Source organism: Paenarthrobacter sp. OM7, from assembly GCF_029873575.1.
Taxonomy (GTDB): Bacteria; Actinomycetota; Actinomycetes; order Actinomycetales; family Micrococcaceae; genus Arthrobacter.
The window spans coordinates 1,049,439-1,064,046 of the sequence record NZ_CP123579.1 but is presented as its reverse complement, the minus strand read 5'-3'; the positions used below and the strand labels follow the sequence as shown (position 1 = coordinate 1,064,046).

General features: G+C 61.6%; 13 protein-coding genes. 7 read left to right on the top strand and 6 right to left on the bottom strand.

From position 1 onward, the window contains the following. Positions 1 to 14 precede the first annotated feature (14 nt). The 3 genes from QEH68_RS04955 to QEH68_RS04945 form a co-directional block, all read right to left on the bottom strand. Positions 15 to 1,673: a RecQ family ATP-dependent DNA helicase gene (locus tag QEH68_RS04955; RefSeq protein WP_280626999.1), complete on the bottom strand. Its 1,659-nt coding sequence runs from the start codon at positions 1,671 to 1,673 to the stop codon at positions 15 to 17. A gap of 132 nt (positions 1,674 to 1,805) precedes the next feature. Continuing rightward, positions 1,806 to 2,414, bottom strand: coding sequence for a dihydrofolate reductase family protein (locus tag QEH68_RS04950; protein ID WP_280626997.1), 609 nt, complete (start codon positions 2,412 to 2,414; stop codon positions 1,806 to 1,808). A 126-nt stretch (positions 2,415 to 2,540) separates the two neighbouring features. Beyond that, positions 2,541 to 4,100, bottom strand: a complete 1,560-nt coding sequence (locus QEH68_RS04945; protein WP_280626995.1) for a glycoside hydrolase family 32 protein — start codon at positions 4,098 to 4,100, stop codon at positions 2,541 to 2,543. 337 nt (positions 4,101 to 4,437) lie between these two features. Between QEH68_RS04945 and QEH68_RS04940 the strand changes: the two genes are divergently transcribed. The 6 genes from QEH68_RS04940 (at position 4,438) to QEH68_RS04915 (ending at position 10,984) form a co-directional block, all read left to right on the top strand. After that, positions 4,438 to 5,874 carry a GH32 C-terminal domain-containing protein gene (locus QEH68_RS04940; protein ID WP_280626993.1) on the top strand — a complete coding sequence of 479 codons (1,437 nt, stop codon included), beginning with the start codon at positions 4,438 to 4,440 and terminating at the stop codon, positions 5,872 to 5,874. Positions 5,875 to 5,918: 44 nt separating this feature from the next. Further along, on the top strand, positions 5,919 to 7,256 hold the full coding sequence (locus QEH68_RS04935; protein ID WP_280626991.1) for an extracellular solute-binding protein: 1,338 nt from the start codon (positions 5,919 to 5,921) through the stop codon (positions 7,254 to 7,256). Between the two features lie 46 nt (positions 7,257 to 7,302). After that, positions 7,303 to 8,184 (top strand): sugar ABC transporter permease, encoded by an 882-nt coding sequence (locus tag QEH68_RS04930; RefSeq protein WP_280626989.1) that lies wholly within the window; start codon positions 7,303 to 7,305, stop codon positions 8,182 to 8,184. Further along, positions 8,181 to 9,083 (top strand): carbohydrate ABC transporter permease, encoded by a 903-nt coding sequence (locus QEH68_RS04925; protein WP_207596440.1) that lies wholly within the window; start codon positions 8,181 to 8,183, stop codon positions 9,081 to 9,083. Before QEH68_RS04930 ends, QEH68_RS04925 begins: the two co-directional genes overlap by 4 nt. A gap of 38 nt (positions 9,084 to 9,121) precedes the next feature. After that, positions 9,122 to 10,201, top strand: coding sequence for a LacI family DNA-binding transcriptional regulator (locus QEH68_RS04920; protein ID WP_280626988.1), 1,080 nt, complete (start codon positions 9,122 to 9,124; stop codon positions 10,199 to 10,201). A gap of 102 nt (positions 10,202 to 10,303) precedes the next feature. Beyond that, complete coding sequence (locus QEH68_RS04915; protein WP_280627975.1) at positions 10,304 to 10,984, top strand: DedA family protein; 681 nt, start codon at positions 10,304 to 10,306, stop codon at positions 10,982 to 10,984. Positions 10,985 to 11,028: 44 nt separating this feature from the next. Here QEH68_RS04915 and QEH68_RS04910 read toward each other — a convergent pair whose 3' ends face one another. Genes QEH68_RS04910 through pnuC form a run of 3 tightly spaced genes read right to left on the bottom strand, consistent with a single transcriptional unit; the run spans position 11,029 to position 13,551 of the window. Next, positions 11,029 to 11,799 carry an NUDIX domain-containing protein gene (locus QEH68_RS04910; RefSeq protein WP_280626986.1) on the bottom strand — a complete coding sequence of 257 codons (771 nt, stop codon included), beginning with the start codon at positions 11,797 to 11,799 and terminating at the stop codon, positions 11,029 to 11,031. Next, positions 11,796 to 12,905: an AAA family ATPase gene (locus tag QEH68_RS04905; protein WP_280626984.1), complete on the bottom strand. Its 1,110-nt coding sequence runs from the start codon at positions 12,903 to 12,905 to the stop codon at positions 11,796 to 11,798. The genes QEH68_RS04910 and QEH68_RS04905 overlap by 4 nt, the downstream gene beginning before the upstream one ends. Before the next feature lies 1 nt (position 12,906). Then, on the bottom strand, positions 12,907 to 13,551 hold the full coding sequence (pnuC, locus tag QEH68_RS04900) for a nicotinamide riboside transporter PnuC (RefSeq protein ID WP_280626982.1): 645 nt from the start codon (positions 13,549 to 13,551) through the stop codon (positions 12,907 to 12,909). Between the two features lie 294 nt (positions 13,552 to 13,845). Here pnuC and QEH68_RS04895 point away from each other — a divergent pair, with 294 nt between their 5' ends. Next, complete coding sequence (locus QEH68_RS04895) at positions 13,846 to 14,454, top strand: TasA family protein (RefSeq protein WP_280626978.1); 609 nt, start codon at positions 13,846 to 13,848, stop codon at positions 14,452 to 14,454. Positions 14,455 to 14,608: the final 154 nt, after the last annotated feature.

Sequence of the window (14,608 nt, the reverse complement as noted above, 5' to 3'; positions counted from 1 at the left end):
GGCTGCCGCAGGCACTAGGCAGGCTTCAACAATTCATGCTCGACGACGGCGGAACGGGACAGGGTTTTATAGCCCTCCTGCTCGAACAGGACAGTGATGACGTCATCCTCGTGGCGCATCACCAAGCCCTGTCCCCATTCCTTATGCACCACCGTGGATTGCAAAGGAAACGTCTCCTCCGCGTCGGAGACGGGCGCCCGGTCCAGCCTGCCGTCGTCGTGCCCGTCAGCGCACGAGTCACAGTTGCCGCAAGGCTCCGGCAGGTCCTCACCGAAGTAGCCCAACAGGAACTGGCGGCGGCAACTGTCCGTCTCCGCGTAGGCGCGCATCATGGTGAGCCGCGACTGTTCCACTCGTTGCCGGGCCTCAGCACGTTCGACGGCGCGGCCCACCAGGGTGGACAGCCTGGCTTTCGATTCAAGCCGCGTTCCACGCTTCCCCGTGCTGACGGCATCCACTTCTTCCAACTGGTTCACCAGTGCGGTGATCCGCCGGGCGGGGAAGCCCGTGAGTTCCACCAATGCGGTCTTCGGGGCAGGAGCGCCGGCATTCTTGATAACTTTCAGCACCGCCGTGAGTGCATCGGGGTCCGAGGAATGGGTGCTGAAGAACTTACGCAGCCCCAGGTCCTCCGCCCGGTAATGCAGGATCGCCTCGGCGGGCGCGCCATCCCGGCCGGCCCGGCCAACCTCCTGGTAGTACGAGTCCAATGACGCCGGAATGTCGGCATGCACCACAAACCGCACATTGGGCTTGTCGATGCCCATGCCGAACGCCGTCGTGGCCACTACTACATCCACTTGGTCATCCATGAACGACTCGTGGATGGTCTCCCGGTCAGTATCCGATCTGCCCGCGTGATACGCCTCCGCACGGAGCCCGGCATCTGTCAGTTTGGCTGCATACTTTTCGCTGTCCTTGCGGGTGGCAACGTACAGCAATCCCATCCCTTTCGCCGAGGCCAGGGAGGCAACGTGGTCCAGCACGGCTTCCCGCTTGGCTTTGTCTTCCTGGTGCCGGACCACTGTGAGGCTGATGTTTGGCCGGTCGAAGCCGCGGATCAGGACCAAGGGGGCCTTCATTCCCAGCCGTTCCACGATTTCGTCGCGCACCGGCGGGGAGGCGGTGGCAGTCAGCGCCACCACAGGTGGGTTGCCCAACTGTTCGCGGACGGTGCCCAAGTCGAGGTAATCAGGGCGGAAGTCATGGCCCCAGGAGGACACACAATGGGCCTCGTCCACCACGAACATGGTGATGTCCAGCGCGGCGATCCGTTCTACGGTCGCCTGCTTGGCCAGTTGCTCCGGAGCGAGAAACAAGAAGGTGGCCTTGCCGGATTCGGCCGCCTGCCAGGCGGCCTCCACTTCGGAATCGCTGCGGGAAGAGTTGATGGCGACGGCGGCATGGTGGCCCAGGTCCTCCGTGAGCCCGTCAAGCTGGTCTTCCTGCAGGGCAATGAGAGGCGACACCACGACGGCGGGCCGTCCCGTCTGCTGGTAAAGGTACTGTGCCGCCACCTGATAGGTTGCGGATTTGCCGTACCCGGTGGGCATGACAGCCATGACATCACGGCCCTCAGCAAGGGCGCTCATACCTGCGAGTTGGCCATCACGCAGTTCAGGAAGGGAAAAAGAGGACGCCGCGAGGGCGCTCAGGGCAAGGTCAACAGACATTTCGTAGGGTGGCTCCGCATAGAGGTTCCTGCGGCCACTTGCATCAGCCGAGGTGTCCAGCCTAGCGGAGGCGGGGACCGGACGTCGTCCGCTGCTTGACCCGCTGTGGATAACGCCCTGTTGCCTTCGCCCCTATCGGCGGACCCGGTAGACCAGGTGGGTCACCCGGGTGCCCGGCACAATTACGGGCTCATTAAACAGGAGGTCGCCATCCAGTGCTCCAAACCACGGGATACCGCTTCCGAGCAGCACCGGCACCAGGTCCACACGGAGCTCATCCACCACGCCGCGCCTTAGGCACTGCTGCACGACGTCTGCCCCGGCAACTCCGATTTCTCCGCCGGCGGCGTGAACGGCGGCCCGCTCCAGCGCCGTTTCCAGGTCCCCGGCAAACTCGAAGGGCACGGGCTGGCCGTCCCGTCTGGTGGGCGGCCAATTCACTGGGGGTTCGCGGTGCGTCAACACCACGGTGGGCGATTCATTGGGCGGATGGCCTCCCCACCCCTTGGTGATGTCGAACAGCCTTCGGCCTGAGATGAACGCCCCCTCACGCGGAAGTGAGTTCCAGTACGCAGCATCGGCTTCACTCAGGTGGAACGGAACGGGATGTCCCCGCATCCAGGTCTCAACGTCCCCGGCCTCGTACCAATCGAACAAGGGCCCCACGGTGTCATCCACGCGGGCGATGAAGCCGTCCAGGGCCATCGAAAACTGGGCCGAGACCCGGCAATTCCTATACATGACATCAGTGTCGTGGGTGCCTGCGGGTTGTCAAGGCTGAGACCACCCACCGGACCGGAAGAACGACGGCGACGCTGCCGCCCGCTTTAGTGTCGCCGTCGTTCTTTCCAACCTTGGAGCGCAGCCTTAGATGGGGGTCCCGAACTCGCGGATGGTGATTCCGGTGAAGTTTGCCGGACCGCCGTCAGCATAAAGGGAGATCCCCGTGTCCCCGACCGCGAAATGCACCTGCTGCGAAATCACCGAGTGCCCGGAATTCACAAAAACCTCAACACTTTGGGTGTCGACAAAGATACGCAGGTGGACGGATCTGGCATTGGCGTCAATTGGCGCCGCGGCGCGGGTGTACGGTGCCAGCGCATAGCCGCTTTGGTCCGATGGTGCGCGATCGACGTACAGTTCGTCGCCGTATTTCCCGATGTTCGTATGACGGCTGCCATTCGACGAGCGGCCCACCGACACTCCAACGTTCGCGGCGGTGTCCCAAGAGATATCGAGCTCCAGCTCATACGCGCGCCCGCTCCACGGCAGTATGAAACTGCCGTTGACCGTGCGGTCCGGCAGTGTGGTGCTGGACGTGGCATAGTTCGAAAGCGCCGGAACGGGCGTGCTGAGCAAGGTGTACCAGCCACCCGGTTGGCGCTCAAGCCTGAGCTCGCGCGTGATGGAATTTTGTCCGTTGTAACCATCGGATGCGTCTGTGGGTACGTCGCGGGCTGCGTATTTCCAATTGTTCATCCATGCGGTGGCAAGTCGCTTCGTTTCAGGTGCTTCCACGGCCGGCCAGGTTACGGCGGCGTACCAGTCCCATCCCCAGTCAAGCCACTGCGGTGTGAGGTTGTCCGCGATGAACGCGGTGCCGTTCCATGAACCTGTCCAGTAGGCAAAAGTCATGGGCAATCCAATGCTGTAGGCGTCCATGCTCGCGCCGAACACCCAATGCCGGGTGCCGTCTCCGGCTGTCATCTCGAACAGATCCGGGCATTCGATGCCGCCAAGGGCGTGGTTGGGGAAGTCGAAGTTGGACTTCCATTGCCAATCACGCAGGTTGGGAGAGGTGTAGAAGGCAGCGTAGCGGGCCCTCCCGATGACACAGACCCATTCGTTGCGCGTCGCGTCCCAATGGATCTTGGGGTCGCGGAACCATTCTGCGTTCTCCACCTCGGCGGGGGTGGTGGCCGTCCGTCCATCAGTGTTCACAATGACCGCGTCAGGCAATGCGGTAAAGGTGAAGCCGCCATCCGTAGACCAGTAAAGGTACTGTTCCTGGAATTTGCGGATGCCGTCCGTGGGCTGGGTGGCGAGCGCGACAACTGCGCCGGCACCGAAGCCGGCGGTGTTGGCGGTGTCCACTACGGCCGATCCCGACCAGACGGGGAAGTCCGGCTGCAGTGGCATCACCACTCCATGGTGGGTGTACGACACTCCGTCGGAGGTGGTCGCATGGTCCCATCCGCCCGGTCCGTTGTTCTGGCCTGAGTGAAGGTAGTAGAGCTGGTAGGCGCCGTTGGTATGAACGGGACGTTGCGGATCACACAGCCAGCCCGTGGGCGGCGTCATGTGGTAAATCGCCCGGAGGGATGTCTGGGCGTGGGCTGCCACGGGGACGGCGCTGCTCATGAACAGTGCCAGGGCACCAACTCCTGCACCTTGCAGGGCAGTGCGGCGAGAGATGTCATACGTCATTGATGTGTTTCCTCTCAGTGCTTGGCGGGCGCGACGGCCTGCCAAACGTCATGGTGATGAACGTGCGGGGCCGTCGGGAAAGTCCCGGGCAGCCTGGTACTGCGCGTGAGATGGAGAGCTGGATTGGTACTCATGGCCGGGTTCGGACGGCTCAGCATCGAGCGGCCCGGTGAGTCATCGGCTACGCAGGACATTAGTGGCGGCCGCTTCGACGGTCAAGCGTTTTAGCACCACAATTTTGGTGGAAAACAAAAATTGCTAAAACGCTTGATCGACCGGAGTTTTCACGCTAGCTTACGAGTGATCAAACGCTTTAGCAGAATGGACATCAGCGCAGATGAAACGCCCAGTCTTCTTCCAACCCGCCGACGGATGGGTTGGGGACCTTATCCCCTACGAGAAGGACGGGGAGTTCTGGCTCTTCTACCTTCACGAAGACCGCTCAGACCCAAAACCCGGAACATCATGGAACCTCGTCACCACCAAGGACCTCACCCAGTTTGAGAACCATGGCGTCTCCCTGCACCATGGCAGCGAAAGCGACATGGACTTCAACGCCTACACCGGCAGCGTCGTGGCGGACGGGTCCGGTGTCCACCACCTCTTCTACACCGGACAAAACCCCCGGAACCTCGGGGGCGACGGCGCGCCCCTCCAGTTGGTCATGCACGCCACCAGTACCGATGGCATGCGGACCTGGCAAAAACATCCGGAACTGACTTTCGGCGCTCCGGACGGCTATGAGTCCGGAGACTGGCGCGATCCCTTCGTGTTGTGGGATGACGACAAGAAGCAGTGGAGGATGCTGCTGGCAGCCCGGCACTCCACCGGTCCGGAACGCCGCCGCGGCGTCATAGCCCAGTGTGTGTCCACTGACCTGATGGCCTGGCAGTACACCGATCCGTTCTGGGACCCGCGCCGGTACATCACCCACGAATGCCCGGATGTGTTCGTTTGGGGTGACTGGTGGTACATGGTGTACTCCGAGTTCTCGGAATCGTTCACCACCCGCTACCGCATGGCCAAGAGCCCCGACGGCCCGTGGACTGTGCCGCACCTGGACAGCATCGACGGCCGCGCCTTTTACGCCTCAAAGTCCGCAGAACGCGACGGTCGCCGGTTCTTCTTTGGCTGGATCGCCACCAAGGAAGGCAACACCGATCATGGGCCATGGCAGTGGGCCGGCACCATGTCGGTGCTGGAAGCCCGCCAAAACCCGGACGGAACCTTGGCATTCTCCTTCGCGGACGAGCTGGTAGAGAGCTTCTGGGATGACGTCCCGGTGTCCTTGGCCAGTGCGTTGCCTGCCCGGGTCGATGTGCCGGACGGGTACACGGCTTTGCTGTCCGATGAGGAGTTGCCGCAGCAATTTTACGCAAAGGTGGTCCTGGACATAGCTCCGAACACCACCGAGTGCGGGTTGCTGCTCCGCTCAAGCGCCGACGGCGACCGTTCCTACGTCCTCCGTCTGGAACCCAAGCGTGGCCGGCTCGTCTTCGACCGCTGGCCGCGCGCCATCACCGGAGATGCCCAGTGGCATGTCTCCGGTGACGTGCCGTTCGACGTCGAACTTGAGCGGCCCTGTGACCTCACCCCCGGCGTGCACACGCTTGAGGTCATCGTCGACGGCGACATTTGCGTGGCCGTCGTCGACCGTCAAGTGGCGCTCAGCGCCAGGATGTACGACCTCACAACCGGCAGGATCGGCGTCTTTGCCGGCGAAGGAACCGTCACCGTCACCGAACTTGAGATACGACAGCGCATCGACAACTGAATATCCCACCCCAACCTCTGTTCCAATCAAGGGAGATTGCCGCAATGAAGAAACTACTCCGTGCTGCTGCCGTCGCAGCCGTCACCGCGTTGGCCTTGACAGCCTGTGGCGGCGGAGGAGCTGCTACAGACCCCTCCAACGTCAGCCCCACCGGGGAGATCAAGCCCCGCGAAATCTCGTGGCTCCTCTCCAGGCCTGCCGATGGCGCCGTCATCAACATCATGAAGAAGCTCGCCGACGACTACGCCAAGGACCACCCGGGGTTTGCACTGAACCTCATCACCACCCCGGACCGGCCCTCCTACATCCAGAAGCTCGAAACCCTGGCTGCGGCCAACAAGCTCCCCGAACTGTTTGACACGGACGCCACCCCATTCGCGCAGCAGCTGGCCAAGCAGGGCAAAATGGTTGAGGCCGACAAACTGCTGAAGTCGCTGGACCTCTACGACGACTACCGGCCCGGAGCCTTGGACTACCAGCGCTTCGATGACGGATCCCTCTACATGATCCCGTTCCAGTTCGAGCTGGAATTCATCTGGTACAACAAGGCCCTGCTCCAAAAAGCGGGCGTGGCTGTCCCTCAGTCCTTGGACGACATCCCAGCGATGTGCACGGCTTTGCGCAACGCAGGAATCACGCCGATCGCCATCGACGGGCAGGACCAGTGGCCGCTGGAACGCTATGTCGCCTACCAGCCGTTCCGGGCTGCCGGGCCCGACTTCGTCCAGAAACTCAAGAAGGGCGAAGCTGCGTTCAGCGATCCCGCGGGCCAGAAGACTGTTCAATGGATGGCCGAACTCGGCAAGGCCAAGTGCTTCCAGGAAGGATTCTCTGCGCAGGGCTACTCCGATGCCCAGAACCAGTTCACCTCCGGCCAAGCCGCGATGTACAACATCGGCACGTGGGAACTGCCCAGCCTCGCCACGGACAAACTCAACCCTGACGTCCGGGATGACGTCGACTTCTTTACCCTTCCCACGACACCGGGTTCCGTGACAGCGGCCAACGAGTTCGTTTCCCCGTCCGGCATCGGCATGGCCGTGAACTCGAAGACGTACGATCCCCTGGTCAGCGATTTCCTGAAGTTCGCCCTGGAGAAGTACCCGGCTGAATACGCTGCCACCGGGGCGCTCTCCCCCACCACCACCGTGGAAACCACCGTCCCCGCGAACGCTACCCCGCTGTACAAAAAGGCCCTCGAAACGGCCAACGCCCTCGGGGAAAAGCAGGCCATGCCGTGGGACACCCAACTGGACCCCACCACCAACAGCCGTCTGCAGCAAGAGCTGGTCCTCCTGGTCCAGGGCAACATCACGCCCGAACAATTCACCAAGACCATGGACGACGCCATCAAGCAGAACGCGCCCAAGTTCTTCAAGTAAACCGAAACGGCGGGGGCCGGTAAGGCCCCCGCCCGAAAGGCCCACCATGCTTCCCAACAGGTCAAGGACCTCAGTCCTGGTTTTCCTGCTCCCACCACTGCTGCTCTACTGCGGAGCAGTCCTCTTCCCCATCCTTCAGTCCCTGTTCCTAAGCTTCTTCTCCTGGAATGGCATCAGTGACATGGAGTTCGTCGGGCTGGCCAACTACGTCCGAATGCTCACGGCTGATGACATCTTCTGGCGTTCCTTCTTCAACGCCCTGGTCTACCTGGCCATCTGCCTGGTCCTGCAGCTGGGCGGTGCCCTGGTTGTCGCCAGCCTGCTCACGTCCCTGCGCAGGGGGCGTGAACTGATCAAGACCCTGTACTTGCTGCCCGCCGTGATCTCCACGGTCGCCATTGCGTTCCTTTTTGTCCGTATCTACTCCATTGACCCTGTCGGCCTGCTGAACCAGCTGCTGCACTGGATAGGACTGGGTTCCTTGGAGCGTGCCTGGTTGTCCGACGTCACCACAGTGCTGGCCGCGGTCTCCGCCCCTGAAGGGTGGCGGTTCACCGGGCTGTACATGCTCATCATTTACGCGGCCTTGATCGCCGTACCCAAGGAACTCGAAGAAGCCGCGGTCCTGGACGGCGCATCGAAGTGGACGCTCTTCACCAAGATCCGATTCCCTTACATCCGGCCCGTGTGGATTACCACCACCATCATGGCCACGACCTACGGCCTGCGCGGTTTTGATATCCCGTACCTCATGACCAACGGCGGCCCGGGACAATCCTCCGAGCTCCTCACCACCTACATGTACAAGACAGCCTTCACCAGCACGGATTTTGGCTACGCAAGTACAATCGCCGTCTTCATCGTGATCGAGTGCCTTGTCGCCGTCGGCCTCATCTTGTTCATGCTCAAGCGGAAGGCAGATTCATGATCACCCAGACAGCCCCGGCTCAGCCGACCCGCGCCAGGGTTCCTTCCCCCGTCCCCCAGCGCCGGCGTCGGAAGCCCAGCTTGTACCGGACACTCTCGAGGGTCCTGATCCTGCTCATCGTGATCGTCCAGGTGTACCCGCTCGCCTGGCTGTTCGTGACCAGCCTGCGGACCGAAAACGACTTTGCCAGCGGTGATCCGTTCGGGCTTCCCAGCTCGTTGACGTGGGAAAACTATGCCCGCGCCTTTGAAACCGGCGACCTGGGACGGAACATCCTGAACAGTTTCATCGTCACCATGGGCGCCAACATTCTGATTGTCCTGTTCGGCATGATGGCCGCTTACGCCATCCAGGTCCTTGGCTTCCGCCTCAGCAAGTTCGTCCGGGGCTTGTTCCTCATCGGCATCATTGTTCCCGTCCAAATCGCGCTGGTCCCGCTGTTCATCGACTACTCCGCCGTGAACCTGCTGGACACTTACCAGTCGATGATCATCCCACTGGCCGGCTTCGCCCTGCCGATGTCCATCTACCTTTTCTCGTCCTTCTTCGAGTACATTCCGCGCGAAACCTACGAGGCAGCATCCCTGGACGGGGCCGGACCGTACCGGATCTTCGGGCTGATCACGCTGCCGCTCTCCCTCAACACCGTGGTCACCGTGGTGCTGGTCAACAGCATCTTCATCTGGAACGACTTCATCTTCGCCAACACCTTTGTTCTCTCCGAGGACCTCAAGACCATCCCCCTGGGCTTGCAGAACTACATCGGCGCAATGGGCAAGGTGGACTGGACGGCCACCTTCGCCGCCGTCTGCGTGACCATCACACCGCTGCTGCTGGTCTTCCTGGTCCTCAACAAGGCCATGATCCAAGGCCTTGAGAGCGGAGCGAACAAGGGATGACCGCTAAGGCCGACGGTTATACTCCTGATGGAGGACAGATGATTTCGCAGGAGAGAGAGTCAGGCAACGCGGCCACCCCCGCCGTTCCTGCCAGAACAGGCCGCGCCCATCCGGTGACCCTCCGCGAAGTGGCTGAACTGGCCGGAGTGTCCACTGCCACGGTCTCGCTGGTGATCAACAAGAAGAAGAACGCGCGGATCGCCGACGAAACCCGCCAACGCGTCACCGAAGCGATCACCCAATTGGGATACCGTCCCAACGCCATGGCCAAAACGTTGGTGAGTGGCACGTCCAAGTTCATCGGACTGGTTGCCGACGGCGTAGCCACCACACCATTCGCTGGCCAAATCATTCACGGCGCTCAAGACGAAGCCTGGAAACATGGTTATGCCCTGCTGATCGCGAATACCGAAGGCAACCAGGAGCTCGAAAAAGACGCGATCGCCATGATGCTGGAATACAAAGTACGCGGCATCCTGTACTCCACCTGGTTCCACCGCCCCACGGACATCCCCGAAACCCTGCGGGAATCGGACTTCGTCCTGGTCAACTGTTTTTCACCAGAAGCCGGAGCAGCCCGCGCCGTGGTCCCCGACGAGACCCAAGGCGGACAATCGGCAACCGAGATCCTGCTCCGCGGTGGCCACCGTCGCATCGCGTTCATCAACGCCACCACCCCTGCACCGGCCAGGGATGGCCGGCTCCAGGGATACAAAGACGCGCTCGATGCCGCCGGAATTCCCTTTGAGCCGGCGTTGGTGCTGGAGGCCTACCCTGATCAGGAAGGCGGCTACGGGGCCACGGAAAGCCTGCTCACGCTTGGGGTGAGTGCCGTGTACTGCTACAACGACCGTATGGCCATGGGACTTTACGATGGGCTGCGGGAAAACGGGCTGTCCATCCCGGAGGACATTGCCGTGGTGGGTTTCGACAACCAGGAAGTCATCGCTGCCCACCTGCGCCCGCCGCTCTCCACAGTGTCACTGCCTCATTACGAGCTGGGCGCAGCCGGCGTACGCATGCTCCTGGGCCTGGATGCTGCTCCCCTTGAATCCGCTGTGAAGATCGCCTGTCCGCCGGTTGAGCGGGCGTCCGTAGCAGTGCATTCACCGGCTTAGCAATCCTGTACAAAGAACTGCTCATTGCCCACAGGCGCTCATGGGAATAGCGTTGAGGGTGGAAGCCCAGTGGTCCCCCATCACTGGGCTTCCCTTGTGAACCTGTCAGCTCTTGGGAAGGACATCGCTTTGATCGGCTCTCTGGAAACGGGTGGTTCCACCGACGAGCTGACCGGGATCGTCGGCGTCGCCGCTCAAGTAATCGAGGCCCTCGGCGAATGGGGTGTGGGCCTGCTGACCCTTCTGGAGACGGTATTCCCGCCGATTCCCAGCGAGGTCATCCTCCCCCTGGCAGGTTTCCTCACCCAGCAGGGCAGCATCAACCTGCTCCTGGTGTTCCTTACCAGCACTCTCGGCGCCTATGTGGGAGCGCTGCTGTTGTACTGGTTGGGGTACAAAGTAGGGCTTAAGCGCTCCATCCACTTGCTGTCGAAACTTCCACTGGTTGATCGGGAAGATTTCGAGAAAGCCGCCGATTGGTTCGAACGCCACGGTAAGTCCGCGATCTTCTTCGGCAGGCTTTTGCCCGGGGTGCGCAGCCTCATCTCCCTGCCGGCCGGCGCCGAACGCATGAACCTGATGACCTTCAGTATCTTCACCATCGCGGGCACCGGAGTTTGGAACGCGCTGCTCATCGGCTTGGGCGCGTTGCTCGGCAAGCAATACCACTTGGTGGACCAGTACTCACGATTCCTCAACTACGCCGTCTACGCGGGGCTTGCCGCCTTCATTGCGTGGCTCGTTGTCCGCAGGGTAAGACGAGGCAAGGAAAGCGCCAAGTAGGCGTTCCCAGTCAGTCACCCGACCCCGTTGGCGTGCAAATCAGCTCACGATCGGCGTGGTTGGACGGGAGCCGTGGGGAAGCGTTTGAGCGGCGGATGGATGTGCCGGTCCGTGGCGGTGAACAGCGCGGCCGGGGCACCGCCGGTTGAACCGCGGGTCTTCCGGCCGGTGTCAGTCAACTGAGGCATCATCTTGCGGGTGAAGTTACCAGCGGCCAGCGTTGTTTCCCACACGGCGTCATAGACGGTGCGAAGCTGAGTCAGCGTGAACTCCTCCGGCAGAAGTCGGGCAGCGACGGTGGTGTATTCCATTTTCCCTGCCAGCCGCGCCAAGCCGTCGCCCAGGATAACGGCGTGATCAAAGGCCAGCCCGTCGCTTCTGAGAATGTCATGGACGGCATACCAGCAAGCAGAGGCAGCATCGGACCCGGCGGCGATCATTGGCAGCGAGGTCCCGCTGGAAGCCAAGAGCGCCAGATGGGCCACCGAGACAACGCGCATCCGGGGATCCCGATCCGGACTCGTGTAGGTAGCCAACTGCTCGATATGGACCGGCAGTCTTCCGAGGTCCAGACCTGTCTCTTCAGCGAGCTCACGCTCTGCTGCTTTTCCGGCTGATTCCTCCGCGCCGACAAAGCCTCCTGGTAGGGCAAGCACATCCTTGAAAGGGTGCTCTCCCCGCCGGACCAAAGCGACTTTCAGCACCCCTCGGGCGACGGCAAAGACCACCAGGTCCACCGTCAGGGCTACGGAGGGATAGTCCCGGGGGTTGTAGCTTTCCAGAAATTTCCCGGCGGAATCCGTTTCGGGTGTCATGCCCCTACTCCTTCCAGAACGGTCCTGGTCGCCCAGGGCGGAGAAGTAAGGCTGCTCCGTTGGGCAAGGATCAGGTCAATAATCTCGACGGCGGTTTTCATGCGCCGTTCGTGGTCGCCCGTGACCAATATCCAGGAGTGCCCTTCCTCAGTTAGGGTCTCTTTAAACCACTCAGTCATTTCTGCACGCCGGTGTTCGCCTTCACGCCACCCATCGTCTTCGAACTCCACACCCTCGTGATCGGTGACCAGGTACACATCACGCCGAGGCAGAACGTCGGCAGCGTGGTACGAACCGAAACTTCCTTCCCCCAGGTAGAACCGCTCCCAGAGCGTGGTCGCCAGTGCGTCGGTGTCTGCAATCACCAAGGGACAGGCGTCAGCTGCCGCATTTTCCATATCGGTCTGTCGCGCGCCAATCAGGCCGAAGTCCTGCGCTGTCCACACCATGTTCTGAAGTTCCGCGTCCGGGGTCCGGGCGCGCAGTTCGTCGAACTTCGTGTAGGTGTATTCGCGGCCAAATTCTGGGACTTCCATGAGCCGGGGGAAGCGCGGCCGGTAATGCTCGGTCAGCGCCTTGGCCAGTGTGGTGGTGCCCGTGGACTCGGCGCCAACCACAATGATGCGCGTTGCCATATCCTGGCGGGCGGGTGTGATGATGCAGGACCAGGCCGCCCCAAGGTCATCACGGCATAGAGTGCCACTGATCGGGTAGGTGTTCCGGGCCAGGTCCACCAGGACGTGTTCAGCGTCAAAGGCCCCGGCCAATTGGATGCCGTATTCTTCCGAGCTGAACACGGCATCAATGGAGGTTACGCCGTGGGACTTCAGCGCCAGACGCATCAGCTCGGTCTGGGCCTTCCAGATTTCGTCCGAGTAGTAATCCTCAGGGCAGTCGTTGCGCATACCGATGACCTCCACGCCGCCGACGCCATCAAACTCTTCGGCAAGCCACGTGGCACGGTCTTCAACGCTGATGGACTCAAAGCGGGTGCCCAGTACCAGGACAGCGACCTTTTCGGCCTGCGCTGCGGCAGTGGTGATCAGGTGGGCGTGGCCTGCGTGTGGCGGGTAGAACTTACCGATGACCATGGCCTGCTTGTACATGTCATGCTCCTGTCTTGATGGTTTCGGGGATCACCGGCGTTTCAGTGCTGCGGGCACGTTTCCAGTCGATAAGTCCGTAGGTGCAGAGGGCCAGGAACCCGACGTAAAGGATGGCTGTCAGTGCCAGACCGCGGCTGAAGTAGAGCGGGATGGAGACCACATCGATGAGAATCCATACATACCAGTGTTGGAAGATTTTCTTGGCCTGCCCGTATGTTGCTACAAGTGAGGCGGTCAGTACGAAAGCGTCCGGCCAAGGAACCTGGGAGTCGGTTCCGTGCGTGAGGACCAGCGCCACAGCAGCAGTGCCGGCCAAGGTGGCACCGACGCCAAGGAGGATCTCCTTGACAGCGGCGTCGCGGATCCGCAAGTCGTTCTTGTTGTCGGTGTCGGCACTGCCCCGCACCCAGTTGTACCAGCCATAAACGGCAACAGCCGCGAAGATCACTTGCAGAACGGTCTCCCCGTAAAGGCCGGCTCCGAGAAACAACACGATGAACGCAAGATTGTTCAGGATACCGACAGGCCAGTTCCAAAGCTTTTGCCGGGCTACGCCATAAACACATGCAGCACCGGTGACGAAGCCGATGACTTCGATCCAACTCACGGGACTGCCGAAGAGGTTGGGAATTGCTGCGGAATTCATCCAATCGAGCAGTGTCGTCATCGTCGTTCTTCCATCCGTTATTATCAACCTGACAAGAATGACTGTAGCAGAGTTATCGTCAGTCTGACAACAACTCTTCCAGGCGGTCCGGGAGGACAGTCCGGGACCCGGGTTTGGGCCATGGGTGAGTCTTGAGGTTTTCCTGAGGAAGTGTTGCGGGTTTGCAGGATTTGTTCTTGATCCAGCCCCGGCACAGTAGTTCTTGTCAGCCAGAGAGGCTGGAAGAAACGGCCGGCCGGACCCGCGGTGGCCTCCCGAAAGGACCATACTCAGATGGCCATCAGCCTCAAGACCACCTCCGGCAAAATCCTCGCCTCCGTCGCACTGGTCGGCACCGCAGCCGCCGTCGCCGGCATGGGAACCTACGGTGCGTTCACCTCGTCGACCTCCGCGTCGCAGGCTGTCACCGTAGGCACGGTCACCATCGCCCTGGGCGCCCCCGGCCCGGCCAACACCCTCAACGTCCCCATCGCAGGACTGCTCCCCGGAGACAAGGTCGAAAAGCTCGTCACCCTGGCCAACACCGGCAACTCGGACCTGAACAACGTCACCCTCACCACCTCCGCCGGGGCCACCGGGTCCCTGCTCACCACGGACGCCACCAACGGCCTGCAGCTGACCATCGAAAACTGCTCCGTGGCCTGGACCGGCACCGCAGCCCCCTACAACTGCACCGGAACCAAGACCACCGTCCTGGCCTCCGCCCCGGTCATCACCGCCAACAAGGCCCTCACCAACCTCACCTCCGTGACCTCGGCCAAGACCGACAACCTCAAAGTCACCACCGCATTCCCCACCACCGCGAACAACGACTTCCAAGGCGCCACCTCCACCATCGCCTTCTCCTTCACCGGCACCCAACGCACCGAAACCACCAAGTAGCACCCCCGCTGACCCTCAACGGTCAGTCCGATAGACCCCAGGGGCCGGCCGGTATGCCCTTCCGGCCGGTTCCTGGCCATTTCCTGATCAAGTCTTGAGGCCTACCCGCACGCTCTCTTGAGCGAGGGAGGACAGACTGAAAGCACGTCGAACA